27 protein-coding genes and 2 pseudogenes are annotated in these 25731 nt (G+C 58.9%); 16 read left to right on the plus strand and 13 right to left on the minus strand.

Going from position 1 to position 25731, the window contains the following annotated elements:
• Positions 1-301: 301 nt before the first annotated feature.
• Entirely contained in the window at positions 302-757 is a 456-nt protein-coding gene (locus NKH30_RS21015; protein ID WP_352816273.1) for a Ros/MucR family transcriptional regulator, read from the minus strand.
• A 340-nt stretch (positions 758-1097) separates the two neighbouring features.
• On the opposite strand from NKH30_RS21015, the pseudogene NKH30_RS33220 reads away from it, so the two are divergent.
• Positions 1098-1363 (plus strand): annotated as a pseudogene (locus NKH30_RS33220) (hypothetical protein).
• 77 nt (positions 1364-1440) lie between these two features.
• Here NKH30_RS33220 and NKH30_RS21020 read toward each other — a convergent pair.
• The 7 genes from NKH30_RS21020 to NKH30_RS21050 all read right to left on the minus strand — a co-directional run bounded on the left by NKH30_RS21020 (position 1441) and on the right by NKH30_RS21050 (position 3895).
• Positions 1441-1683, minus strand: coding sequence for a DUF982 domain-containing protein (locus NKH30_RS21020; RefSeq protein WP_352542280.1), 243 nt, complete (start codon positions 1681-1683; stop codon positions 1441-1443).
• A gap of 76 nt (positions 1684-1759) precedes the next feature.
• Positions 1760-2005 (minus strand): DUF982 domain-containing protein, encoded by a 246-nt coding sequence (locus tag NKH30_RS21025; RefSeq protein WP_352542281.1) that lies wholly within the window; start codon positions 2003-2005, stop codon positions 1760-1762.
• Positions 2006-2191: 186 nt separating this feature from the next.
• Complete coding sequence (locus NKH30_RS21030; protein WP_352542282.1) at positions 2192-2410, minus strand: hypothetical protein; 219 nt, start codon at positions 2408-2410, stop codon at positions 2192-2194.
• A gap of 276 nt (positions 2411-2686) precedes the next feature.
• The gene (locus NKH30_RS21035) at positions 2687-2881 is read right to left on the minus strand and encodes a hypothetical protein (RefSeq protein ID WP_352542283.1); all 195 of its coding nucleotides are present in this window, start codon (positions 2879-2881) and stop codon (positions 2687-2689) included.
• 154 nt (positions 2882-3035) lie between these two features.
• Entirely contained in the window at positions 3036-3323 is a 288-nt protein-coding gene (locus NKH30_RS21040) for a DUF982 domain-containing protein (protein WP_352996894.1), read from the minus strand.
• Positions 3324-3329: 6 nt separating this feature from the next.
• Entirely contained in the window at positions 3330-3563 is a 234-nt protein-coding gene (locus NKH30_RS21045; protein WP_352542285.1) for a hypothetical protein, read from the minus strand.
• 71 nt (positions 3564-3634) lie between these two features.
• Positions 3635-3895, minus strand: a complete 261-nt coding sequence (locus NKH30_RS21050) for a hypothetical protein (protein WP_352542286.1) — start codon at positions 3893-3895, stop codon at positions 3635-3637.
• A 166-nt stretch (positions 3896-4061) separates the two neighbouring features.
• Here NKH30_RS21050 and NKH30_RS21055 point away from each other — a divergent pair, with 166 nt between their 5' ends.
• Positions 4062-4325, plus strand: coding sequence for a DUF6894 family protein (locus tag NKH30_RS21055; protein WP_352542287.1), 264 nt, complete (start codon positions 4062-4064; stop codon positions 4323-4325).
• Between the two features lie 179 nt (positions 4326-4504).
• Here the strand turns inward: NKH30_RS21055 and NKH30_RS21060 are convergent, their stop codons facing one another.
• Both NKH30_RS21060 and NKH30_RS21065 read right to left on the minus strand, forming a co-directional pair.
• Positions 4505-5221 carry a thiamine pyrophosphate-dependent enzyme gene (locus NKH30_RS21060; protein WP_352996896.1) on the minus strand — a complete coding sequence of 239 codons (717 nt, stop codon included), beginning with the start codon at positions 5219-5221 and terminating at the stop codon, positions 4505-4507.
• Between the two features lie 164 nt (positions 5222-5385).
• Positions 5386-6129: pseudogene (locus tag NKH30_RS21065) on the minus strand (thiamine pyrophosphate-binding protein); the annotation flags it as partial.
• A gap of 616 nt (positions 6130-6745) precedes the next feature.
• Here NKH30_RS21065 and NKH30_RS21070 point away from each other — a divergent pair.
• The 3 genes from NKH30_RS21070 to NKH30_RS21080 are packed head-to-tail and all read left to right on the plus strand — an operon-like array spanning position 6746 to position 7455.
• Positions 6746-7180, plus strand: a complete 435-nt coding sequence (locus NKH30_RS21070; protein ID WP_352996898.1) for a hypothetical protein — start codon at positions 6746-6748, stop codon at positions 7178-7180.
• On the plus strand, positions 7168-7314 hold the full coding sequence (locus NKH30_RS21075; protein ID WP_352996900.1) for a hypothetical protein: 147 nt from the start codon (positions 7168-7170) through the stop codon (positions 7312-7314). The genes NKH30_RS21070 and NKH30_RS21075 overlap by 13 nt, the downstream gene beginning before the upstream one ends.
• 9 nt (positions 7315-7323) lie before the next feature.
• Complete coding sequence (locus NKH30_RS21080; protein ID WP_352996902.1) at positions 7324-7455, plus strand: hypothetical protein; 132 nt, start codon at positions 7324-7326, stop codon at positions 7453-7455.
• Between the two features lie 465 nt (positions 7456-7920).
• Here the strand turns inward: NKH30_RS21080 and NKH30_RS21085 are convergent, their stop codons facing one another.
• The 3 genes from NKH30_RS21085 to NKH30_RS21095 all read right to left on the minus strand — a co-directional run bounded on the left by NKH30_RS21085 (position 7921) and on the right by NKH30_RS21095 (position 11511).
• Positions 7921-8946 (minus strand): ABC transporter permease, encoded by a 1026-nt coding sequence (locus tag NKH30_RS21085; protein WP_352542291.1) that lies wholly within the window; start codon positions 8944-8946, stop codon positions 7921-7923.
• A gap of 23 nt (positions 8947-8969) precedes the next feature.
• Entirely contained in the window at positions 8970-10508 is a 1539-nt protein-coding gene (locus NKH30_RS21090) for a sugar ABC transporter ATP-binding protein (RefSeq protein ID WP_352996904.1), read from the minus strand.
• A gap of 73 nt (positions 10509-10581) precedes the next feature.
• On the minus strand, positions 10582-11511 hold the full coding sequence (locus tag NKH30_RS21095) for a sugar ABC transporter substrate-binding protein (protein WP_352542293.1): 930 nt from the start codon (positions 11509-11511) through the stop codon (positions 10582-10584).
• A gap of 464 nt (positions 11512-11975) precedes the next feature.
• Here NKH30_RS21095 and NKH30_RS21100 point away from each other — a divergent pair, with 464 nt between their 5' ends.
• The 11 genes from NKH30_RS21100 (at position 11976) to NKH30_RS21150 (ending at position 25710) form a co-directional block, all read left to right on the plus strand.
• On the plus strand, positions 11976-13094 hold the full coding sequence (locus NKH30_RS21100; protein ID WP_352816259.1) for a LacI family DNA-binding transcriptional regulator: 1119 nt from the start codon (positions 11976-11978) through the stop codon (positions 13092-13094).
• A gap of 80 nt (positions 13095-13174) precedes the next feature.
• On the plus strand, positions 13175-15277 hold the full coding sequence (locus NKH30_RS21105) for a hydantoinase/oxoprolinase family protein (protein ID WP_352996906.1): 2103 nt from the start codon (positions 13175-13177) through the stop codon (positions 15275-15277).
• A gap of 14 nt (positions 15278-15291) precedes the next feature.
• Complete coding sequence (locus NKH30_RS21110) at positions 15292-17106, plus strand: hydantoinase B/oxoprolinase family protein (RefSeq protein ID WP_352542296.1); 1815 nt, start codon at positions 15292-15294, stop codon at positions 17104-17106.
• 75 nt (positions 17107-17181) lie between these two features.
• Positions 17182-18090 carry an aminotransferase class IV gene (locus tag NKH30_RS21115; protein WP_352542297.1) on the plus strand — a complete coding sequence of 303 codons (909 nt, stop codon included), beginning with the start codon at positions 17182-17184 and terminating at the stop codon, positions 18088-18090.
• A gap of 18 nt (positions 18091-18108) precedes the next feature.
• Positions 18109-18873 carry an SDR family oxidoreductase gene (locus NKH30_RS21120; protein ID WP_352542335.1) on the plus strand — a complete coding sequence of 255 codons (765 nt, stop codon included), beginning with the start codon at positions 18109-18111 and terminating at the stop codon, positions 18871-18873.
• Positions 18874-18944: 71 nt separating this feature from the next.
• Positions 18945-19691: an SDR family NAD(P)-dependent oxidoreductase gene (locus NKH30_RS21125; RefSeq protein ID WP_352996908.1), complete on the plus strand. Its 747-nt coding sequence runs from the start codon at positions 18945-18947 to the stop codon at positions 19689-19691.
• An 861-nt stretch (positions 19692-20552) separates the two neighbouring features.
• A complete protein-coding gene (locus NKH30_RS21130) occupies positions 20553-20786 on the plus strand; it encodes a DUF6894 family protein (RefSeq protein WP_352996910.1) in 234 nt (77 codons plus the stop codon).
• A gap of 236 nt (positions 20787-21022) precedes the next feature.
• Complete coding sequence (locus NKH30_RS21135) at positions 21023-22237, plus strand: ROK family transcriptional regulator (protein ID WP_352542300.1); 1215 nt, start codon at positions 21023-21025, stop codon at positions 22235-22237.
• Complete coding sequence (locus NKH30_RS21140; RefSeq protein WP_352542301.1) at positions 22234-23493, plus strand: M20 family metallopeptidase; 1260 nt, start codon at positions 22234-22236, stop codon at positions 23491-23493. The genes NKH30_RS21135 and NKH30_RS21140 overlap by 4 nt, the downstream gene beginning before the upstream one ends.
• Positions 23494-23526: 33 nt before the next feature.
• The gene (locus NKH30_RS21145; RefSeq protein ID WP_352472940.1) at positions 23527-24588 is read left to right on the plus strand and encodes a substrate-binding domain-containing protein; all 1062 of its coding nucleotides are present in this window, start codon (positions 23527-23529) and stop codon (positions 24586-24588) included.
• Positions 24589-24648: 60 nt separating this feature from the next.
• Positions 24649-25710: a substrate-binding domain-containing protein gene (locus NKH30_RS21150; RefSeq protein ID WP_352542302.1), complete on the plus strand. Its 1062-nt coding sequence runs from the start codon at positions 24649-24651 to the stop codon at positions 25708-25710.
• Positions 25711-25731 lie beyond the last annotated feature (21 nt).

Consider the following 25731-nt stretch of genomic DNA (forward strand, 5'->3'; position numbering starts at 1 on the left):
GGCTCATGCTGTGCTGCTAACTTCGCTCGTAAGGGCGACCTTAAGAGCGCAGCCTCGCTACCGTGCCGTCCTCTCGCAAGGCGGCCTTCGCCGGAGGGTATCTATCGGCTCGACTTGTCGATCGCACATTGATCGACCTCCCCTGCCCCGTCAGGATACGAGGACGTGAAGACGCAAGCCGTGCAGAAGCTTGTGTTGTGGCGTGAGCGGCGCTTACTGAACCGCGAAGCCAGGCAGCTCATTCTCAGCCAGGCCACCTAGACCATCTAGACCTAATGGCATGGCCCGAATTCGTGCACTGTCAGGCTTTGGCCTTGCGCTTTGCTGGTGCTTTCTTTGGCGGCGTTTTGTCAACCGCCTTGCGGCCGAGACCGGCAGCTTTGGCAAGTGCAGACCGCTGAGCCGCATAGCTGGGCGCTACCATAGGATAGTCCCACGCCAAACCCCACTTGGCTCTGTACTCATCAGGTGTCATGCCAAGCAAGCCCAGGTGGCGCTTCATCGACTTGAACTTGCGCCCGTTCTCAAGGCTTATAATGTGATCGGGAAAGATCGACTTCTTAGGATTTACCGCGGGCGTCAGTATTGGCGATGCTGCAGCGACCGGCTCAGCCAGGCCAGACAACGCAGAATTAACACTGGCGATCAAATTCGGCAGATCCGCCACGGGCGTTGCGTTGCTCTGGACATAGGCTGCGACGATATCTGCTGTCATCCCTAGCAGATCAGCCCTTCGCTGCCCAATTGCTTCATCCATCAAAATCGTTCCCTTGTTGATCTCCGGCGTTCCTATTTGGAAAATTCGGCCTGCGCAATTGCAAACAATGATTATTTGACGCTAGATTACTCCAAGGCCGACTGTGCTGGTCATCGCCTGCGACACGCGTGTGTGCGGCCGATTCCCTTCAGGTGTAGCACCCTCATTCACCCGAATGCGATCAGCAGATCGTTGGCTGAGGCAGCAACGCTTTTTTCTCCCCACCTAGTTGGTGCGTGAGGACGATGATCCCGCATTTACTCTATGTCGAGTCGGCGCTTGTTTCGCCTGTCACTTTCATGCCCTCTGCTTAGGCTTCACCAATCCGAAAGGCACCAACATGTCAGACAGCTTCCTTCTTCAGCAGAAGGCCCCCAAGCTGATTGTCGTCACCGCCTTCGACCCGCGATGAGAGCGGCGACTTCCAGGCAGCCTATGGGCCAGCCGAGCAGCAGACCGAAGACCGAGCGATAAGGACCGCCAAAGCTCTGGCGACGAAACATGCCGATGTCATTGCGTGGTCGCGTGATGCTAACCCGGCGCTGGACGAATACGGCGAGCCGACGACGCTCTTTGGTTCGGAACGACGTGCCCGACATGGAGTGACGATTAGGCCGGTATCCCCAAGGCTCCCCTGAACTTCTCCTCAGGGTGTAGCCGAGGGGCACAGGGACACAGGAGACCTAACCAGAGGAGCGTAACACCCCCTCCTCCTTGGCAGCAGCCTCGAAAGCCTGACGGACCTCTTCCGGAATCACACGGTCCTGGAGGGCTTCTATGCATAGTTGCACAGCCTTCCTCCACTTAGGTCCCATCCTGGTCCACTTCATAAGTTCCTCGGCGGCATCCTCGACATTGTTGCACGCGTAGGTGGCCCCACGTCGGTCGGTGACGTACACCGGAGGGGAGAACCAATGGGTTGCCATTGGGTGGAAATTGGAGGGGACTCCCTCAGTAACCAGCTTCCGATCGCGAGTTTTGATAAACTTTCAATCACCAGCTCTAATCTGAGGACCGTAACGTCCCCTCCTCTTTTGCAGCAGCCAGGAATGCCTTACGAGCCTCCTCAGGTTCCATCTCGTCGAATATCACGGCCATACAAACGCGCACCGCGAGGTGCCACCAAGGGCCACGCTTGGTCCACTTCATCAGCTCCTCGCCGGCCGTCTCGGCGTTGTTGACGTTGCGGATGATCCCGGGACGCTCGGTCTTGACCGGGACCGGAGGGTTGAACCAGTGGCGAGCCATGCGGTCACTCTTTGTCGACCTTATCAAGTTCCTCCAGCAAATACCTTTGCTCAGCCGGCAGTTCCCGTTGTACAGGCAGATTCAGCAGGTTGCGAAGGTAATTGCGGATTACCTCTGACCGTTGGAATTGGCGCAGGGCGGCGCGCCTCCGTCGCCATGCCGCAGTGACTGAAGTTTGGCTGACAGCTACTCGCGACCGTCGAAAGCCACGTAGAGGCCCATGGCCGTTGCTGCCTCGACTATCGCCTCGGTTAATTCTTCGTCGGAGGCCACCAAATAAGGCGCAGCCTCCCGCGCTTCGCGTAGCGCCACTTTGATCGAGACCGTGTCGCCACGGTCCGCCCTGTTGAGGAGTACGTTGATTGCTTGCCCTAAAAGCGGACCTACCCTTTGCGCGACGCTCATCCAGCCCTCCCCAGGCACACGCCGAAGTGGACTCTACTCCCTGCCTGAGCGACATCAAGGCCATGTACGAGTCGTACAAATTGGCACGGTGCTAGGCCGCAATAGTCAGCATTTTTTAGCTGGAGTTTCTGATCGGATGATCGGGTAATTGGCTCGCGCGAAAACCCCGTACCCCTCTCGACCTATAGAGCGCGCCCCGATTCGCCTTTCGTCCCAACCTGGGTGCTGTCGGTCCTGCCGTAGACTGGAGGGGACAACCAATGGCTTGCCATGCGGCTATTCACGAAGATCGAACCCGACAAACAGGCCAAAGGCTGGGGCAACATTGACAATAAGCTCCACCAACTCGCAGTCAGTTTCCGCCAGATGTGGCCCGTCTCGGCGCACCGCTGCAATAGTGTCTTTTATGGAGATGATTTGGCCGCGACGGGCCTGTAGGATCAGCTGTTCAACAAGCTCATGTGCAGTCATTATGTCGGGTCGGCGGTTTCGTCAAAAACTTCATACGAGGCCTCCCACCTCGGCGAGAACCCAAGCGGCCATCTTATGGGTCACTCCACGGAAAAATCAATCTTCGAATCATACGAAATAAAGGGCTGAATATTGGGAGAAATTTCAGCCCCTCCTACGGGGAAAGATACATCTTGGCTTCCTTAGCGGCAGCCTCGAAGGACTTTCGTACGACCTGAGGGTCAATCGGATCGCCCTCCAGATCTGACAGGCAGAGGGTCACCGCCTTTTGCCAGCGAGGTCCTCTCCGGGTCCACCTCTTGAGCTGCTCAAGGGCTGCCTTGGCATTGTTGCAGCCACGCCTGTCGCCGGTTTCAGTCTTCACGAACACCGGAGGGACGAACCAATGGGTTGCCATGGGGGGTAAGTAGGGCGGCACGAACCCGCCGACCATCCGAATCATGGTGGGTCATGCTCGGTCCCTTCTCGGCAGGGACCGGGCAACAAACCGAAGGTGTTCGTAGAGAACGGCCTCGTCGAACTCGCCGTCCGAGAAAAGTGCCATTGCGCTCACGCTCAGGCGCTCCGCCTGCTCGCTTCCTACTGGAATGTCTTGCTCGGCGCATACACGATCAAAGACCTGCTTCAACAGAATCAGGTCGCCAGGATAGGCCGTACCACTAGTTGAGCTGCTGCTGGTCATAGGCTGTCACCATTGGGGCGGACGCGCGGTGGGCTCTCCTGCCAGAGCCGAATGCCCGAGCCCCTAAACCTTCAAGTCGCGCGACTCAGAGCAGATGAAACTACAGCCGCTTCCGTTCCCGGCAGTTCGAACAGCATGGGCAGGTGGCGACACTCGGCTTCGTCCACGATCAGCTCCTCGATAGTCGCGATGGAAAGATGGCTTTTGAGGCGCAGCCGGACAACCGCCGCCAGTTTGTGAACGGGCACTGGCACCGCCCCCGCGTGATCGTCTAGCAGACTATTGACCTCAGCAACTACCTTCGGATCGACGGCGTGGGGCAATGGCAGCATAAGAGCGCTCCTTTCGGAAGTAATTCTAAGCCGATCGCGGCGATGAGTCTTGGCGCGTACGTTTTTAACCAAATGTCGCGGACATTGGAGGTCAGTCCACGGTTGTTATCGGTCGGCGTGATTTAGAGCGAAAAAGGCCTGCTGACCAACCAATTGCTAGGCAAGCGTGAACCATTCCCGCCATGGTGTGTTTGTAGGAATGCCTCGCTTTTTCTTCTTCACCGACACCGGCCAAGTCTTCCCAGACCTGGAAGGCACATATCTGCCCAACCTCGAAGCTGCAAACCAAGAGGCGGTAAGAGCCTTGGTCGAAATCACCAAAGATAAGCTGCCGGATGGTCTCTATCGAGAGTTTGTGATGAAGGTACGCGACGAAAGCGGCCACAGGTTCGCAGAGGCAATGCTCAAGTTTGAGCTGCGGGAGCGCTAGACGTCTTCAAAATGCTTTCGGCCTGGGACAAGTCTGAAATAGTAGCTGCTCGATTGAATGAGCGCCGCGCGCGCGCAGACATCGAAGACCTTCGGCAGACCATCGACGAAACCCGCCGTGTAATCGCAGCTTCGCGTAAGCTGTTGGACCGGCTAGCCGAAGACCACCCGGCCATCTTGTCAGTAAGCAGCTCCTGCCGGCCTACCAAGGCGCGTTGACGTTGCGGGGCGTCCTGTAGGGTCAGTTCCGAAAATGCAGCCCAGGGCCGGTTTCAGCTTGTCGGCGCTCTCGACGCGCCAGGAGTCGATGCCGAAGCTCTTGGCAATTTCAGCGAATTGCGGCGAGTAGGCGCCGCCATTGCCCATATTGAATTCGCTGGCGGCATGGCGGCCGAGGATCTTTCGCTGTCCGCTGCGGATCGCCATGTAGCCGGAATTGTTTTGCACGACGACGATGATCGGGATGTTGTGCATCGCTGCCACCGCCATCTCTTGCATCGACATCATGAAGTCGCCGTCACCGAGGATGACGCAGACCTTTCGGTCCGGGCAGGCGAGCTTGGCGCCGAGGGCAGCCGGCAGCGCCCAACCCATCGAGGAGTAGCTGCCGGAGGTGATGTGCGTGCGTGGCTCGTAAACCGGATAGGTCTGTTTCACGACGCCTTGCGTGTTGCCTGAGCCGACGAGAAGAATGTCCTCGCGACCCATGATTTCGCGAAGTTCCTTCAGCGGACGCTGCATCGTGAAAGGGAACTGGTTGCTGTCGCGACGTGCGGCGAGCTGCGTTTCCCAATCAGTCTTCTCACGAGCGACCGCGTTGTGGAATGCTTCCCGCCGGGCAAGTGCCTTGTTTGACTGCTCGGACGAAATGGCATCGATGATATCGGCAAGCGCCATCTTGGCGTCGGCAACAAGTCCGACCGCCGTCGGGCAGTTCTTGCCAATCTCCTGATGGTCGATGTCGATATGGACAAGCTTCGCCGGCGGGATAGAGAAACTGACGCCTTTGCGCCAACTGGACGCCGATCGGTGAAGCGGCAGCCGACGGAAACAATGAGGTCCGCCCCGGCAGCGATATTGTTGCCGGCCGAAGTTCCCGTCTGGCCTACTGCTCCTGCGTAAAGGACATGACCTTCCGGGAAGGCACTCTTGCCGTTCCAGGTCGTGACAACCACGGCGCCGGTCTTTTCGGCCAGCTTCCTCACTTCCGGTGCTGCTTCCGCCGTGATGGCGCCGCCGCCAACCACGATCACCGGACGCTCGGCCGAAAGCAACGCCGTGGCGGCAGCCTCGACTGCCCGCTGGTCAGGTCGGGCGCGGCCCATCGCCATCCTGAGATCAACGTCGTGGATGTCCACCTCGGCTGCTTCCGACTGGATATCCATCGGCACTTCGACATGCACCGGACCCGGATGACCGCTGAGCATGGCGTTGAAGGCTCGATGCATTATAAAGGGCAACTCATCGACGCGACCAGCCTCGAAAGATCGTTTGACGGCGCCGCTGGCGATCTGCGGGAAGAAATTGGTGCGGTGACGATCGAGCTCCTGCATGACCCCGTGGCCTCGCATATGCGTCGCCGGCCCGCCTGTGAAGAGCGGGACCGCCGTCGAGTCGGCGTAGGCCGTTGCGAGGCCGATGATGGTGTTGGCGGCGCCGGGGCCAATCGAAGTCATCGCCGCCATCGGCTTGTCCGAGGCGCGCCAGTAACCATCGGCCATATGCACCGCGCATTGCTCGTGCATCACCTCGATAACCGGGATTTCGCTGCCCTTATGCAAGAGGCCTCGAGCATCGCCCAGCATCCGTGCGCGGGGATGGCTGCCACATATTTTATGCCGTACTTCTTCAACGCAGTCGCGATGACCTGGCCGCCAGTAAGCTTCATGCCTGCAGAACTCCCCTCGCCAGCGGTCTGCCGTGGCACGTCTTCACGCGCAGGCATGCATTTGCTCCGCTCTTTTGTGATTTGCCTTCCATGTGCACGACCATTCCTCTGGTAGGTCGGCCCGGATCGGCTGAATGCCCTGCGATATGACTTCGCCGACAGACAACTCGCAATTTCTCAATGATTTCTAATGTGACGCAATCTGAAGCGCCCAGTGCGTAAGATGCTGTCGGTGCATGCTGACCCGCGTTCGGCGACGGTGCCCGGTTTCCGCAACGAAATCGGATCGGCCGCTTGAATTTCGACGCCAGACCCTCTGTCCGCTGTTGGATCGACGACTCAGCCGGTGTCGCGGATGGTGCAATACCGGCCGGCGACGCGAGTATTGCGTCAGATCGCGCTGATCGAAGCGCGCCTGCGAAATTGCGGATGCCCCCTCTTTCTGTCCTGTTGACCGTCAGTCGTTGCGCCTTCTTCGCGACTGCCATCGCAGGACGGCATCGCCCCATGGTCCCGAGAGATGTGGGAATCGAATGAGTATTCATCGGGGTAGCGGCCTGCTGCAGCATCGACCTCTGAATTTCACGGACGATTTTGTCGCCGCCGATTTCTTTGAAAATGGCTCCGGCCTGCACATCGAAAGCGGCATAGTCGTCAACCTGTCGAGCACCCGGCTGGCCCTCGATGATGCGATCAAGACTTCAATTGCGCCGTGGCGCTCGGCCATGCTGTCGAAGGCGATGATCGAACAGAGCGGCCGGATCGAAAATTTGCAAGACAGTCGACCTGAGTGGTGTCATGTTCCGCGGCTGGGACTGGCTCGGCAACCGCATCCGGTCTTTCCCGCGCCAGATCCCGCTCTTCATCTCACCGCAGCACACGGTCGGCGAAGTCGAGCTCGACCCGCTGTTTCTTTTCCGGTGAGATCGCCGTGGAACGGCAATTGCAGCGCTTCGTGCTCAAACTGAACCTCTGGTGGTCACCCGCTGGAACCGACTGGTTCATTCACCACAACCCTCCCTTCCTCGAGGTCCACACGCAGATATTGGGAACCGGCCGCATGCAGAAATTCCGGGAGAAAGACCAGGCAACGCTTTATTGAGATGTCCCCATGGTGCCGGGCTTTACCTATGAGGCGTTTTGCCGGGTCAGCGGAACGAACCAGTGGAAATATCCGTGGCATCGCTATTTCGCCGACGCCGATGCGGTTTGGTTGGCTATCGAACTGCACCCGATCAGCTGAGTTGATCGTTGTATGGTGAGCGACTGTGGGCAGTTCTTGCCGTGGGCTCGAATCGTCCAGTCAATGGTAGAAAATGTCCAACCGCATCAGATCGTTCACTGACTCGGCAACTGCCCTCAGGGTCGCCCCGCGCCTCCCCGATGCTCTGGCAGCGGCCCGTTTTGTAAGATCCGACGCACGGCTCGCCCCATGCTTGTCGACGAGGCGACGAGCAAAGTCGTGAACCCTGGCCAAATATCGCCACCTTTGAGATATGCATTCGACTAATGAGCCGACGTCAAAATGCTGCAGTTCCAAACTGTGTAGCGCTTTGATTTGCATTTTCGATCTCCATCGATGGAATTTTTGAGAATTGACCTAAAGTCCTTTTGTGCTTGCGGAACCTCCTTGCCTTGGTGGGTTTCATCTGAACGGCTTTTTATTGTACCTTTTTGGAAATAGACGCCCTTCGACCGCGAGCTCGATCTAGGAGCGCTTCTGCCGATTCCGGTAGACATCAATGGTCACGGCCGTGACGATGATCAGGCCCTTGACGATTTCCTGATAGTAGGCGTCGACCCGCAAAAACGTGAATCCTGACGACATCACGCCCAGGATCACCACGCCGATTACGGTGCCCCCTATCCGGCCGACCCCGCCGGCAAGCGACGTTCCGCCGATCACGGCTGCGGCAATCGCATCGAGCTCATACATGTATCCCATGCCGGATTGAGCCGTCTGCGCGCGCGCTGCGGTGACGATGCCGGCGAGCCCGGCAAGCATTCCGGCGATCGCGTAGACTTTAACCAGATGCCTTTCGACATCTATGCCGGAGACCCGCGCTGCCTGGACGTTCGCGCCGATCGCATAGGTGTACTTGCCGTACCGGGTGTAGCGAAGCGCAACATGGAAAATTGTTGCGACGACTATGAAGACAAACACCGGCCAGGCAGCCGAGCCGATGGCGGTGAATTGATCGGTCAGCCCCGAAATGGGCTGGCCCTTTGTATACCATTTCGAAATACCCCGAGCCGAAACCATCATTCCGAGCGTTGCGATGAACGGCGGGATGCGGGCATAGGCAACAAAAACGCCGTTGGTTATGCCTGCAATCAAACCGATCAAGACACCAACGGCGATCGGGACGATCGCCGGCAAACCGGTCAGTGATGGATAGAGAGCTTTCGACCATTCCGCGGATTGCGCAAACCCAGCCGCCATCATCGCACTTGCCGCCACGACGGACCCCGAAGAAAGGTCGATGCCGCCGGTAATGATGACCTGCGTCACGCCGATTGCGATGATCCCCACCACGGACACCTGGAGGATGGTGATCGTGAGGCGTTGCGGATTCCAGACGAAACTCTGCCCGATCAAAAGCCAGCCGCACACCTCGCAGAGAAGAACGATCCCCACCAGGACCAGGAAGATATTGAGCTCCTGAGGTTTTCGCCAACCGTCAAAGCTGCCACGGTAATCAGGAATGGCGGCGGCTGTTGTGTCTTTTCCCATCGTGCAGTTCCTCTATTCCTCGCTTATTTCGAAGCGAGTTCCATTATTTTGACCTGCGTCGCCTCATCTCGGTCCAGAACGCCGGTGATCTTTCCTTCATGCATCACCATGATCCGATCGCTCATTCCAAGGATCTCCGGCATCTCCGAGGAGATCAGAATGACGCCCGCGCCCGCGCTGGCGAGTGATGAGACAAGGGCGTGAATCTCAGCTTTGGCAGCAACGTCAATGCCGCGTGTCGGCTCGTCCAGGATTAGGATGCCCGGTTTGGTCAAAAGCCAGCGTCCGATCAGCACCTTCTGCTGATTGCCGCCCGATAGGTTTTCGACCGTGGTGTGGATTCCGGAGCTCTTGACGCGCAACGCCTTGCTCATCTCGTTGCATGCCGCGGCAATCACCTTGGCTTGGACGAAACCGGCTTTGACGAATTGGCTTTGAAGAGCCGCAATCTGCATGTTCTCGAGAATGTCGAGGACGAGAAAACAGCCGCTTTGTTTTCTGTCTTCTGTCAGGAAGGCCATTCCATTGGCGATCGCATCGCGTGGCGATCTCAGATCGACGCGTTGCCCCCTTATCCGTGTCTCGCCGCTGGTGGCGGGCGTCACCCCGAAGATCGTCTCGGCAACGTTGGACCGCCCCGACCCGATCAAGCCGGCGAGGCCCAGTATCTCGCCCGCCCGCAGATCGAAAGAGACCCCCGAGAAGACGCCGCGCAAAGTGAGGTCCCGAACCGAAAGTAAAACATCATCGGTCGGAACATTCTTCTTCGGAAACAGTGTTGAGATGTCTCTGCCGACCATCATGTGGATGATCTCATCCCTGCAGGTGGCCGCCGCCGCGTGGGTGCCGATATATTTGCCGTCACGAAAAACGGAGATCTCGTCTGATATTTCGAAGATCTCGTGCATCTTGTGTGAGATATAGACGATGCCGATGCCCTGGTTTCTCAGGTCGCCTATTATCTCGAAGAGGTGGGCCGACTCGCGCTCTGTCAGTGCCGAGGTGGGCTCGTCCATGATGAGGACGCGCGAGCGATAGGAAACCGCTTTCGCGATTTCCACCATCTGCCTGTTGGCAATCGACAGATGGCGAACTTCCGCCTCTGGATTCAGGTTGATTTTCAACTCCGCCAGAAGATCATAAGATAGGCGATTCATGCGCCGATGGTCGATGATCCCAAATCGGTTGCGCGGCTCTCGGCCTATCCAGATGTTCTCCGCGACCGTCATCGAGGGCATCAGGTTCAACTCCTGATGGATCATGCCGACACCCTGCGCCAGCGCATCGAGAGGCGTTTTGAACTGAGCGGAAACGCCATCGAGGAGGATCTCTCCCGCATCGGGTTGATATATCCCTGCCAGGATCTTCATCAGGCTGGATTTGCCCGCGCCGTTCTCACCCATCAGTGCATGGACGGTACCCCGTCTGAGTTGAAAGCTCACGTCGTCGAGAGCCACTACGCCCGGAAACGACTTGCTGACCCCGGTCACGCTCAGCAGGCAGGGCTGACGCTTGTCCTCAAGACAAGGTGGGGTTGAGGTAGCGGCGACTGTGGTCTGCATCGAAGTCGTCCCAAATCCAGATCGAACGGAACAGTTCGCGCGCCGATCGTCGACCGGCGCGCGATGCTGGCGATCAATTCCTTTTCAGGTATTTGTCCATGTTGTCCTTGGTGACGAGTTCGAGCGTGGTGAAGACCTTCTTGTCGGTCTTCTCGCCTCGCGCCAGCTTCAGAACTGTGTCGAGCGCGCCTTTTCCTTGGCTGATGGCGTCCTGGAAAACGGTCACCTTGAGGTCGCCTGATTTCATGGCTGTCAGGGCGTCCTGCGTTGCATCGATGCCGGCAACGACATAATCGCCGGTTGATCCCCCGCTTGCCTTGATGGCCTGAAGCGCACCCAGTGCCATCTCGTCGTTGTTAGCAATGACAGCGTTGAAGTTGAGACCAGCTGACATCCAGTTTGTGGTCAGGTCGAGCGCCTGCGTGCGAGACCAGGTCGCCGTCTGCTCTTCGACGATTTCGATGCCCTTGCATTCGTCGGACTTGAAGACCTCGTGCACCGCCTCGGTGCGGCCACGCGCAACCAGCGTTCCGAGTTCACCCATCAGAATCACGGCCTTGCCCTTGCCATCCAGCAAACGACAGACCTCGCGCGCCTCCAGGCTGCCTGCCTGGATCTGGTCCGAGCCGACGAACGCCTGCTTCTCCGGCAACTGATCGACGTTGGAAGGCTGATTGTTGGCGAAGACCAGAGGGATTCCGGCTTTGTCGGCCGTCTTGGACATCGCGACGCCGGCATCGGCCTCTACCGGGATCACGATCATCCCATCGACCTTGGCGGCAATAAAGTTTTCGATCTGGCTTTGCTGCCGGGCGATGTCGCCCTGCGCATCCTCGATCAACAACGTCACATTCCCAAGGTCTTTGGCGTGTGCCTCCAGGCCGCTGCGAAGAATCGCAAGAAAATTGTCGTCGAACCGCTGCATGCTGAAGCCGATCGTTTCGGCGTGAGCAGGGACACCGAGTAACGTTAGACAAGCGGCAGCTAGCAAAATCTTTTTCATGTTCCGTCTCCGTCGGTTTTTGATGATTGAAAGTTTGTCATTGCCGACTTCGCCCCGGTACCCGTCGGACTAGCGGCGGCATCGCAAAAAACGATCGTGCAAGTTTCAGGCGTCGCGTTGCCCTTTGCCAAACATGTTCGGCGCCGTTCAGCCTGCTGCGAAGCTCTTCGGCTTGCTTACAGTAGGTAAAACGATACACTAGATTTTTTTCATCTGTCAACTGCCACTTGAGGAGTTTGCCTCCCATCAGAGTCAGGTGATTCCTGCAAACCCCATAATACCAGCGGCATTACCTCCGATAGCCTCAGATCGACCCTCGATTGACACAGACGATTTTTAGTGTACCGTTTTACCGACTTTCTCGATCGCACAGCTGCGGGGCCGGACTCGCGACCATCGAGGTTTCGTTCTCCTTCGGGAGTCGTAGAATGAGGGTCTCTGGGACCTTGGGAGATTTGAACGTCATGCCGCCGAAGAGTGGATCGCCCACAGATGCTGCGGACCGCGCCACCATTCAGGACGTTGCGAAAGCGGCGAGCGTATCGGTGAGCAGCGTCTCGAATTACATGAACAATCGATTCCATCGGCTCGGGACGGAGACCCGGACGCGGATTGCGACGGCAATTGCCGAGCTTGACTTCCGACCAAACCAGGCAGCGCGCCAACTAAAGACTGGCAAGGCCCGGGTAATCGCCCTGGTCGTGCCCAGCATTGTCAACCCGTTCAATGGCCAAATGGTGTTCTCGATAGAACAGGCTGCGGTGAAGGCGGGTTACAGGGTTCATCTGTGCAACACCATGCGCGATCCGAAGCTCGAGAAAGAGTTTTTGGACAATCTGGCTGCCATCGGCGTTGCCGACCTCATCACCATTGCACCCCTGAACACCAGGCGCGGTTACTACTCGGCGTGGAGCGATCTTTCGATCGTTGCCGTGGACGCCAACAGGCTCGATTTGAAGCTTGCTCGGCTCGATACGGTCAATCTCGATCATGAGGCGGCAATCGGGATGGCTGTGGAGCATCTGTTTGCTCTCGGTCATCGGCGGATAGCCTATGTGACCGATCCCCTCATCACCCACAGCCGGGTGATGAGGTTGTCCGGTTTCAAGAAAGCAATGAAGGATCACGAACTCGACGACAGTCAGGCTGTCGTGCTCGAGCGTCACCAGAGCGCACTTGATATCGCAGACGCTCAGATGGTCGAGGTCGGTCGTGATGCCGCTTCCGATGTGGCGGCGCTGTCGCCCAGGCCCACGGCCATTATCGCGTTCAACGACATGATCGCGTTGGGCCTGCTGGCGACTTTCCGTTCCGCCGGCATTGCCGTTCCAAAGGACATGTCGATTATTGGCGTGGACGATGCCTGGATCAGCCAGCTGTCATTTCCTGCACTGACGACCATACGTCAGCCTATCGAGGCGATGGCCAGCGCTGCCGTCGAGCGTGTTCTCAAACCGAATGCGGAGCCGGCCAACGCCGGCTCCGACGCGATTTTTCTGCCCGAACTCGTCATTCGAGACACATGTGCGAAGCCACAGGAAGATGCCGCCACGCATGTCCGGAAACGACACTTAGAACAGTAGCGCCAAACAGCGCCCTTCTGCCAACAACCCCAGAATATCCGGCCGGATACATCCGCGCTGGCACGAAAGAGGCTTGCCTTATGAATACCCACGCCACCCAGATCAAACCAAGCGCAAATCATATCAGGATGGCGTGCGACACCGGCGGTACTTTCACCGACCTTGTCGTTGAAGATGGCAACGAGATAAGGCTGTTCAAAGCATCGACGACGCCTGATGACCCAGTGCGCGGCGTGCTCGATGCCTTGGATCTCGCTGCCAGGCACTACAGAATGAGACTCGGAGATTTCCTGAGCCGTGGCGCCATGTTCGTCCACGGCACCACCCGGGCTATCAACGCGATCATCACCGGCAAGACGGCGAAAACAGCCTTCATCACGACCAAAGGTCATCGTGACATCCTGGTCATGCGCGAGGGCGGGCGCATTGAGCCTTTCAACTTTACGGTCGCCTACCCTGAACCCTATGTGCCTCGGCGGTATACGTTCGAAGTGGATGAACGCGTCGATGCTCGCGGCAAGATCGTCGAGGGACTACACGAAACCGACTTCATCGCGACAATCAAAAAACTGCAGGCGCTGAAAATCGAAGCCGTTGGCGTTTGCCTTCTGTGGTCGGTTGTCAACCCGGTTCATGAGCGGCGTATCGCAGAACTGCTTAAGGAGCATCTACCGGATGTTCCATACACGCTCTCGCATCAGTTGAATCCAACCCTGCGCGAGTATCGTCGAGCTTCCGCGACCGTCATTGACGCCTCGCTGAAACCGCTGATGTTTAAGTATCTCGATGGCTTGACCAACAGGTTGCAAGACGCCGGTTTCAACGGTCGAACACTGATGGTTACCTCAAGTGGCGGCATCATGGATGCGACGGCAGTTGCACGGGCTCCGATCCACTCGATCAATTCGGGACCGGCGATGGCGCCCGTCGCCGGCCGCTACTACGCAGAGCGCGATTTTGGCAATGCCATCGCGATTGTCGCGGACACGGGTGGGACCACCTTTGATGTCAGCCTGGTGCGTGACGGGCGCATCCCCTGGAGCCGCGAAACATGGATTGGCCAGCGCACACGTGGCCATATGACCGGCTTTCCATCTGTCGATATCAAGAGTATCGGCGCCGGAGGCGGCTCGATCGCATGGGTCGACAATGGCGGAATTCTGCAGGTCGGTCCGCAGAGCGCGGGCTCGACGCCGGGGCCCGTCGCTTACGGCCGCGGAGGAACCGAGCCCACCGTCACGGACTGCGCCTTGATCCTGGGTTATATCGATCCGGACTTCTTCCTGGGCGGCGCCATGGTCCTCGACCGGGAGGGGGCGACCCGGCAATTGCAATTGAAAGTCGCCGAACCGCTCGGCATCAAAGTTGAGGAAGCCGCTGCCGCTGTGTTGAGGCTTTCAACCGAAAAGATGGTCGGAGCGATCGAGGAGATCACGGTCAATCAGGGCATTGATCCCCGCTCGGCCGTCATGATCGGCGGCGGCGGCGCCGCAGGACTTAATGCAGTCGCAGTTGCCAGGCGCCTTCAATGCGCTGGTGTCCTCATTCCCGAAGCAGGTGCCGTAATGAGCGCGGCCGGGGCCCTGATGTCGGAGCTTTCGTCGGACTATGCGCAACTGCAGTTTACAACCAGCGACAGATTTGCGGCTGACAAGATCAACGAGGTTCTGGCAGAGCTACGGAAGCGATGCCTTGAGTTCGCGGAAGGGCCCGGCGCCGGGGCACGCGACTGCCACATCGAGTATTCCGTAGAGGCGCGGTATCCGCATCAGATCTGGGAAATCGACGTTCCTCTCCCGCTTGATCAGGTGAAGAGCGAAGGCGATTTGAAGCAGGTCACGGATGCGTTCCATGACACCCACCAGCGTATTTTCGAGATCAGCGACCGCAATTCCAATGTCGAATTCGTGACCTGGCGCGCCAAGGTCAGATGCAGACTGACTGATCGGGCCACCGGCACGCTCCCTCCTGAGGGTGATTTTGCCGGTGGTCGCGCAAAGCGGCCGGTTTACTTCACCGAACTCGGCTGGAGCGACGTCTCGGTTCATCGCTACGAAGCCATGCAGCCGGGCGAACCGGTTGCCGGCCCGGCCATCATCGAATCGTCGTTCACCACCGTCGTGGTCGATCCGGGCACAGTCGCAGAACGCACGGCCAGCGGTGGCCTGCGTGTGACATTCTAAGGAGGCGCTTACCCATGTCTGAGCAAGTTTTGAAAAAGGCGCCTGACGGCGTTCAGATGGCGATGATTTCCAGCCGTATGGAGACCATCGCACGCAAGATGCAAAACACGCTTTTCCGAACCGCCCGCTCCGGTATCCTCAACACGGCCCATGATTTCTCATGTGTTGTTCTGACTGCTGACTGCAAGCTTCTGGCGGCTGCGGAAAGTCTGCCGAACCACACGCTCATCGGCCCTGATTTGATGTGCCGGGCGGTCCTCAAACACCATCCGATGCTCAAGCGCGGCGACTGTTTCCTTCACAACAGTCCATACGAGGGAAACTCCCACGCGGCCGACCACTGCATGATCGTCCCGGTCATCGACGACGAAGGCATCCTGCGCTTCTTCGTGCTGGCCAAAGCACATCAGGCGGACTGCGGTAATTCCCGCCCTTCCAGCTATCTGGCGGACGTGAAGGATCTGTATGAAGAGGGTGCCCTGATTTTTTCTGCGACGAAGATACAGGAAGACTACAAGACCAACGACGACATCGTGCGCATGTGTCAGGCCCGCATCCGGGTTCCGGACCAATGGTGGGGCGATTTTCTTGCGAGCCTTGGATCCGTCCGCATCGGCGAACGCGAACTGCTCAACCTCGGCCGCGAGATCGGCTGGCATATGCTTGAAGGCTATGCCGACCGCTGGTTCGACTATTCCGAACAAAAGATGATTGAGGCAATCAGGAGATTGTCTTCAGGACATGTCGTTTTGGTGTCTGCTCACGACCCGTTCCCCGGTATCCCGGAGGGCATTCCCGTCAAGGTGGACGTTGAAGTTGATACGCACGAGGCCAGGATCATTGTCGATCTGCGCGATAATCCCGATTGCCAGCCCTGTGGCCTCAATCTTACTGAGGCAACCGCCAAAAGCGCAGCGATGATCGGGATTTTCAACGGCATCCTCGATCACCGCGTTACCGCCAATGCGGGCAGCTTTCGACGAATTGACATTCGGGTTCGCGAAAATTGTTGCGTCGGCATACCGAGGCATCCGGCCTCTTGCTCGGTGGCGACCACCAATCTCGCCGACCATGTCACCAATCCGGTACAGCGCGCAATAGCCGAGCTTTCGGCTGGCTTTGGGCAAGCCGCGACCGGTCCAATCCAACCACCAGGAATGGGTGTCATCTCCGGGCGCGATCCCTACAACAATGACGAGCCCTTCATCAATCAAGTCCACATCGGCATTAGCGGTGGCGCCGGCACGCCGGTCACCGACGGCTTTCTGACCATGATCCATGCCGGCAACGCGGGCATGTGCCATATCGACAGTGTCGAAGTCGATGAGCTCCACCATCCAATTATCGTCTACGATCGCCATATTCTCGACGACAGCGAGGGAGCGGGCACGTTTCGCGGCGCGCCGTCGGTCTACAGTGAGTACGGCCCGTGGGGCGGAAACTCCTTGACGGTCCTCTATACCGCAGATGGTACCATCACGCCTGCCGCAGGCGCTCGCGGCGGTGGCCCCGGCGGTCTGTCCAGAGCGGCAATGCGCAAGGCCGATGGTTCGGTCGTCGATCTTCCCCCCTGCTACGGGGTCACTCTGCAGCCGGGTGAGCACATGGTCTCTCACTCCGCAGGCGGCGGTGGATATGGTTCTCCACGGGAACGCGATCCCGCGCGCGTGCTGCACGATCTTGCAGAAGGGTGGATCAGCGTGCAGCGCGCACGAGACATCTACGGAGTAGCCGTCAAGGGATCTCCCGAAGACGACAATCTTCAATTGGACATCGTCCAAACACGCATCCTGCGCGCCAGCCGGAGCGAACTGGCGGTGGCCGTTTAGCCCGGCCGATACGCCGGGTGTTTCTTGTCAGGCTGCCCGACAACGGGCACGATTTTCAGGTCAAGGAGAACTACGATGACAGACGTCGATTGGTCCGCTGGCGCGGCCTACATTGATGGTGAATTCATGCCTCTCAAGGATGCCAAGCTCGGTATCACCGAATGGGGCTACCGCCGGTCCGACGTTACCTACGATGTCGCGGGCGTCTACTACGGCGCATTCTTCCGGCTCGACGATCATGTCAAACGCTTTCGCACCTCGATGACGAAATTGCGGATGAATCCGAAGGAAAGCGACGAAGAGATCAAGAATATTCTCGCCGAACTGGTGCGGCGTACCGGGTTGCGCGAGGCTTATGTGGCGATGGACTGTGTCCGCTCCCGCCCGCCGCGCGGCGTGCCGCTTCATCCCATAAACGGCCGCAGTTATCTGATTTGCCATGTCATGCCTTGGGTGTGGGTATTCACCCCCGAGCAGCAGGAACGCGGCGTGCACGCAATGATCGCGTCCCCCCAACGGATTGCGCCGGAATCACTCGACCCGACAATCAAGAATTTCCATTGGGGCGACCTGACGCGCGGGAATTTCGAGGCGCACGATCAAGGCGCCGAAACCTGCATTTTACTGGATCGTGATGGAAACGTCACGGAAGGACCGGGCTTCAATGTCTTCGCCGTCATAGATGGCAAGGTCATCACGCCGAAACGCGGTGCGCTGGAAGGTATCACTCGAAGAACAGTTCTGGAACTGTGCGACGAGTTTGGAATTCGCTGTGAGGTCCGGGATCTCTGCCGCGACGAATTCGAAGCCGCCGACGAAATCTTTTTCTCGACTACGGCTGGCGGCATTATGCCGGTAAGCCGTCTTGGAAAAAGGATCCTGGGGAACGACCGACCGGGTCCGATTTCCGCGCGGCTGAGAACAGCTTTTTGGGACAAGCGGAAGGACGGCTGGCATGCGACGCCAGTGTCTTACGCTTCCTGATCGAAGAGCGAAATGCAGATGCGATGGCTTTTCGACCTCAACGGCAAGATTGCCCTGGTTACAGGCTCGGGCCAGGGCATTGGCCTGGCGCTTGCCCGTGGCCTGGCGGAGTGTGGTGCCCTGGTTGTCCTGAACGGTCGTCGTGAACAGTTGTTGAAGGACGCTGCCACAGACCTGCTCAAGGACGGTCTGTCGGTGGAGGTGGCGGCCTTCGACGTCACGGATGCCCTGTCTGCGCGACACGGGGTCGAGCGGATTGAGACCTCGATCGGTTCGATTGACATTCTCATCAACAATGCCGGCATCCAGCATCGATCAGCATTGGAGGATTTCCCGGAAGAGAAATGGGACGATCTTGTTCGAACCAATCTCTCCAGCATTTTCTATGTGAGCAAAGCCGTCGCCAAAGGCATGATAGGCCGCGGTCGCGGAAAGATCATCAACATCGCCTCTGTTCAGAGCGAATTGGCTCGTCCGGGTATCGCGCCCTACACGGCGACAAAAGGGGCTGTCAGAAATCTGACTCGAGGCATGTGTGCGGATTGGGCAAAACATGGTTTGCAGATCAATGCCATCGCGCCTGGCTATTTCAAGACGCCGCTCAACGAAGCACTTGGTCGGGACCCCGAGTTCTCCACGTGGCTGGAACGGCGCACGCCGGCCGGTCGATGGGGCAATGTTGAAGAACTCATCGGGGCTGCAGTGTTTTTCGCCAGCGACGCCTCCTCATTCGTCAACGGGCACACGCTCTACGTGGACGGTGGCATGACAGTGACGGTGTGAATGACTGGCCATGCTTGGGGCAAGCATGTCCTTTCGCTTCTCCATCATCCACAAAGTGGACGCGGATTCTCATGCAGGGAAGACATTCTCGAAGAAACTCAGCCTGCTACCCTTCGCTCAAGGGCAAGCTCATCTTTGTCACCGGAGGCTGCTCTGGTATTGGCGCAGCGCTGGTCCAAGGATTTTCCTGGCAAGGAGCTAAGGTAGCCTTCGTGGATATCGAGAAATCTTTGGCTGAGGCGCTTGTGACGTCCCTGTGCGAGCACGTATTTCCCCCGGTGTTCATCGAATGTGACATCCGCAATATCGATGCGCTCCAGATGACGATAGAGCGCATCAGGAGAGACCTCGGTGATATTTCAGTTCTCATCAACTATGTCGCCAATGACAGACGCGACAACAGGATGGCAGTCAACCTGCGGCCGATGTTCTTCGCTGCACAGGCTATTATCCCGCAGATGAAGCGTCTCGGAGGCGGGTCGATCATCAACTTTGGATCGTTGAGCGCGCGTACAGCGTCGAACATCCCCACATACATGACCGCCAAGGCTGGCGTGCACGGCCTGACAAAGGGGCTGGCTCGAGAACTTGGTCCTTTCAACATCCGGGTCAACACGCTTCTTCCGGGATGGGTGATGACGGAGAAACAGAGGCGCGCACATCCGACTCTGGAAGGAGAAGCCCAGATTGACGCGATACAGTCCATTCGAGCGCGCATTCGGCCCGAAGATATTGCAGCGATGGCACTGTTCCTGGCCAGTGATGATAGTGCGCTCTGTTCGTCGCAAGAATTCGTCGCAAATGGCGGATGGACCTAGCCCTCTGCGCGGCGACTTCACGGTTCCAGTGTTACAAATCTGACAGGCTGAATTGCCGCAAATCGGCATCAGAAAGGCTGAAGGGCCTTTGCGAGACTGGCTCCGGCCCGCACTAAATCGTCGAGGCGGTTTGTTGGCGTATCGTGCTCGAGCACGAGACAGTCGATCTCGCTGATCTTGCACCCGATAGGCCCTTGTCATTGAGCACCATGATTTCGCCGACGATGATGGCGTTCTCGACGTCTACCGTTTTTTGGCACTACGGGCGACGTCGCGGTATTTCGACGTCCAGTCGACGTCGCGGCGGGTGGAGATGCGAACGCCGCCGGCGTCTATAACAATCTGGAGCGATAGCCGTCGAACTTGACCTCGTGAGACCACCCGTCGTCCTTCGGGCGGCTTGGCGACGAGCTTGCGTTCCATCGGCGGAATGAACCGAGCGGGCCGGAGCCGGCACTTACAATTTACGCACTTCTTCGATTCTAGGCGACCTGATTATATTAGCCAGAACTAACAAAGATGATTCCGCACGTCGCTAGCAACAAAACGTTCAGCATCGCGTTGCAAATGAGCCAAGCCTTTGGAGGCACAAAATGGGCGACGACAACAGCAAGCGAGACTTCAGTGACCGCAACCGTGTCGGCGGATGAGTAGCTACGAGGTCGAATATTTCGCGCGGGAAACGGCGCTTCGCCAAGCCAGGTGAGCAAGCGATCAAGGCCTACGGCAAATAATCGCACTCGCCTGACCCAAGCCGCCAAGTCTTTACTCGATGCGAATGAGGCGTCGCGGCGGGGGCGTCTCACATAGACGAGGACATTTCCGACCGAGACCGACCAACTGAAATCGGCGTTATCGGCAATGCCGCGATATTTTTTCGACTTCGCAGATGCGAACGAACTGTACCCCGACGATCAAGGTACCGATCTGCCGGACGTCGATTCCGCCAGGCTCGAGGCAGCAAAGGCTCTGGCGGCGATAGTAAAAGACAAGGCGGACGGATCTAGCCGCGACTTTACGATGATCGTTCGCACCGAGACGGGCCAGGTTTTGCTACACGCTAGGATCAAATTCGAAATAGAGATGGCGCATTAGGGGCGGGGCGTCATAGAAAATACGAACGAGCGACCGTGTACCCTGCCAATCGTAGTAGCGAGAGCACATACAAAACCAAGACCAACGCAACCACAGACCTGCTTTTCAGCGGGACGTTAGATCGCCAGCGCTGCTGTTTTTCCCCGGTGTACAAACCCCCTTTTTGAGCGGCCAGTTGACGGCCGTCGAAAATGATTATTAAGTTCGGTCATAGAACGAATTAATCGGAGCTGCTGTTGAACGACCTGCCCCGCATTTCTCGTCAGTTCTCGCAGCGCTCCGTCATGGAGGCGATCGTGCAAGGTGGGCCGATCTCGCGCGCTTCGATCGCAAAGCAGACCGGCTTGTCCAAGCAGACAATCTCCGAGATCGTCAGGACACTCGAGCAGGAAGGCTGGGTGCAGGAGACAGGGCGCACGAGCGGACATGTCGGACGCACGGCTGTCACTTACGAACTCGTATTTGACGCGGCCTACATCGCGGCCGTCGACCTCGGCGGCGCCAAAGTCCGGGTCGCGCTCACCGATCTTGCCTGCCAGATATTCGCGGAGGAAACGGCGCCGACCGATCCTCGGGGCGGACAGTTCATCGTCGACCAGATCGTGGATCTAGCGCTTCAGGCGGCCGAGAGGCACCGAATCTCGCGCACAAAGATAAGGCTGGCGGTGATTGGTGTTCCCGGTGCACCCGACAAGAAGACGGGCCGCGTCCTGCTTGCCCCGAATATTGCCGGCTTTGGCACGATGAATGTCGTTGGCGCTTTCGAGCACGCATTCGGATTTCATGTGGTGATCGAGAACGATGTCAATCTGGCGGTGCTCGGCGAAAACTGGCAGGGGTGCGGCCGGGGTATCGACAACCTCGCCTTCATTGCGCTGGGTACCGGTATCGGCAGCGGCCTCATGGTTGGAGGCAATCTGGTGCGGGGCGCCAGCAATGCAGCCGGCGAGATGGGCTTTTTGCCGATTGGCGCCGATCCATTCGCGCCGACATCGTTGCGCGCCGGCGCTTTCGAGCGCGTGGTCGCAACCAGCGCCATGGTTGAACGCTACGCAACGCTGACGGGCAACATCGTCAACGTGCCGACGATTTTCCACTGTGCATCCGCTGGAGACAGGCATGCCGCGACGGTACTTGACGAAACCGCGCGCTACCTCGCACAAGGCATTGTGGCCATAGCGGCAATTGCCAATCCGCAAAAGGTCGTCCTAGGCGGCTCGATCGGGCTGCGGCCGGAAATCCTGTTGCGCGTTAGGGACCTGCTGCCGCGCTGCTTCCCCTACCCTATCGCCGTTGAGGCCAGCGAACTCGGGTCGCGGGCAGCGCTCATCGGCGCTGCCGCGATCGGGCTCGGCCAGTTGCACAACACACTGTTCGGCGTCGACGCGCCCGACGGACGCATTTCGCTTCCCCCAGCCAGTTCGGCCGTGCTGCGCGAGGCCACGCTATGACCGCCTCAAAGGACATCACCACCCGCTTGCGCGCCGCCCTCGATTGGGACGCAGCGGTTGAGCTTCTGCAGGGGGCAATCGGCCGCGAAAGCATAACCGGTCACGAAGAAAATTTTGTCGCCTTCCTTGAAGACCGCATGCGCGTGCTTGGCTTGAGCGAAATTCGGCGTGCGGAATTCGCGCCCGGCCGGCCCAACGTCTGGGGTGAGCGCAAAGGTGCCGGCGCCGGCAAGCGGCTGCTCTTCATCGGCCACACCGATACGGTCCATGTCGAGGGCTGGCGCGAGCACTGGGCTGGCACCGCCAGGCAGGATCCGTTTGCCGCGCCAATGATCGACGGGCAGATCTGGGGCCGCGGCGCCGGCGACCTCAAGGCCGGCATCTGCTCAGCGCTGTCGGCACTCTCTCTGCTCGACACCGCCGACATCCAACTGGCCGGCGACGTTGCCTTTGCCTTCGTCGGCGACGAGGAGAGCGGCCAGCCTGGAACCGGCGTCTCCGCCGGCATCAAGGACTTCGTCGGCCGCATCGAGAAAGGCGAAGTCGTGGCGCCCGATTTCGTCGTCTATGTGGAGCCTACCCGCCTTTCGGTTTATCCGGCCCAAATTGGCTTCTTCATTACCGACATCACCATCACCGGACGATCAGCCTATTTCGGCGTACCCGAACTCGGCAAGGATGCCTTGCGTGCAAGCCACGCCGTCATGAGCGCGCTGTGGAAGCATTCGGAAGATGTTGCAACAAGAGCCGAGCACCCGCTGATCGGGCGTGGCTTCCTGCTGATCACCGGGCTTGCGGGCGGCGGCTACATCGCGGTGCCCGAACGCTGCACGTTGTCGCTGATCCGCAAGCTGTTGCCGGGCGAGTCGCTGGACGAGGCCGCCGCCGAAATCGAGGCAGTGGTGCGCGGCGCCGTCACCGATCCCGAAATCATGTTGGCGTTCGCCTATCCGGCCGGTCGCGATCATCCGCTCGGGGGTAACGCCGCCGAGATTGCACCTGACAGGCCGGAGGTCGGCGCTCTTGCTGCCGCCATGGCCCGATCGATGGCTGGTCGCGGCGCCATCGAAGGCGCGCCATTCTGGTCAGAGTCATCATTTTTCACCAACCGGCTCGGCATCCCCGCCGTGTACTGCGCGCCAGGCGACATTCGCAACTGCCACACCTTCAACGAACACGTCGATGTCGAGGAATATCTGGCCGGCGTCGTCGGCTTCGCCCGGTTCATGGTGGAGTATTGCGGCGTTACGGAATGAAGGACAACTGAGAGCGAAAATGGGAGAACTATCATGCTGATAGACAGACTTGTTGCTACAGCACTTGCAGGTAGCCTGATGCTCATGGCCGGTGGAGCCGGCGCACAGACAGTGGGACCGAGCGGCGAGACGGCGACACCCAGCGCCGAGGTTAGATTGTCGGATGCAGACCTGGCCGCAGTAAAGGAGAAGGGCTACAAGGCCGCGCTGCTGTGGCACACCTCCTCCGACTTCACCAATGCGGTCACGTCCGGTGCCAAGGATGAATTTGCCCGTGCCGGCATTCAAATCGTCGCCACCACCGACGCGGGCTTTGACGCCGCGCGCCAGCGCAGCGACATCGAAACCGCGCTCGCGGCGAAGCCAAACGTCATCCTGTCACTGCCCCTCGATCCGGTCACTTCGGCCGAGGCGTTCCGTCAGGCGCTCACCGACGGCACCAAGCTGGTATTCCTTTCCAATCTGCCGAAAGGCTACAAGCACGGAACCGACTATGCAGCCATCGTCACTGACGACCTGTTCCAGATGGGCAAGCAGGCGGCCGATGCACTGGCCAAGGCGCTCGATGGCAAGGGCAAGGTCGGCTACATCTTCCACGACGCCAGTTACTATGTGACGAACCAGCGCGACCAGGCTTTCAAGACAACGATCGAGAAGGATTATCCCGGCATCAAGATCGTCGCCGAGCAGGGGATCTCCGATCCGGCGCGGGCAGAAGAGCTGGCCAGCGCGATGCTCGTGCAGCATCCCGATCTTGACGGCATCTACGTCACCTGGGCCGAACCGGCCGACGGCGTGCTGTCGGCCTTGCGGGCAAGCGGAAACACCAAGACCAAGATTGTCACGCTCGACCTCGCCGAACCGGTGGCGCTCGATATGGTCAAGGGCGGCAATGTGACCGCACTGGTGGCCGACAAGGCCTATGAGCTCGGCCGCGCCATGGCCGCTGTCGGCGTCAAGGCGCTGCTCGGCCAGGAGACCCCGGCCTTCGTCGTTGCCCCGGCGCTTACCGTGACCAAGCAGAACGTTGCGCAGGGCTGGAAGGATTCGTTGAACCGCGACGCGCCGCAATCGGTGCTCGACGCGGCCAAATGACAGGGCAATGCCCGGCGGCCAATCAGGGCCGCCGACATCATAAAAACAAGGGGAACCGACATGCGCATAGCAATTGGAATGTTGTCGGCACTGGTAGCACTCGTCGCTGCCAACGCCTTCGCAGCCGAGGGCACCACCACGGGACCGAACGGGGAAAAGCCGACGCCGGCAAAGAGCGTCGTGCTCACACCAGCTGAGGAGCAGCAGATCAAGGACGGCAAATACACCGCCGCGCTGGTCTGGCATGAGATGAGCGAATACACCAACGCGGTGAACAGCGGCGCCCAGGACGAGTTGAAGCGGCTCGGCATCACGGTCGTCGCTCAGACCGACGCCGGCTTTGATGCGGCCCGTCAGAAATCCGACGTCGAGACAGTACTCGCCAAAAGGCCCTCTATTATACTGTCCCTACCGGTCGATCCCGCAAGTGCGGCCACCGTCTATGATCCTGCGCGCCAGGCCGGCGTGAAATTGGGATTCGTCGACAATTCGCCGGCAGGCTACGTTCACGACAAGGATTATGTGACCATCGTTTCGGACGACCTTTTCCAGATGGGCAACAAGGCCGGGATCGCAATGGCCGACGCGCTCGGCAAGCAGGGCAAGGTCGGCTACATCTTTCACGATGCCGATTTCTACGTCACCAACCAGCGTGACGGAGCATTCAAGCACACGATCGAGCAGGACTATCCCGACATGAAGATCGTGGCCGAGGCCGGAATGGCCGACCCCGCGCGCAGCGAGGAAATCGCGCAGGCGATGATCACACAGCACCCGGACCTCGACGGTATCTATGTCACCTGGGCTGAGCCGGCGCTTAGCGTGCTGTCCACTTTGCGGGCGGCCGGCAACAGCCACACCAAGATCGTCACGCTCGACCTGAACGAACCGGCGGCACTGGACATGGTGAAAGGCGGCAACGTTGCGGCACTCATCGCAGACGAAGCCTACGACATCGGCGTGACGCTGGCGCGCGCCACGGCCGCCTCGTTGATCGGCAAGAAAGCCGCGCCGTTCATCGTGGTCGATTCCCTCGCCGTCACCAAGGACACTGTCAAGGACGGGTGGAAGCGGTCCCTCAACAAGGACGTGCCCGCGACCATCGCGGCCGCCATGAAATAGCGGCGGACAATGGCGCCCCGC

The organism is Mesorhizobium sp. M1273, from assembly GCF_040318195.1.
In the GTDB taxonomy this organism is placed as follows: Bacteria; Pseudomonadota; Alphaproteobacteria; order Rhizobiales; family Rhizobiaceae; genus Mesorhizobium.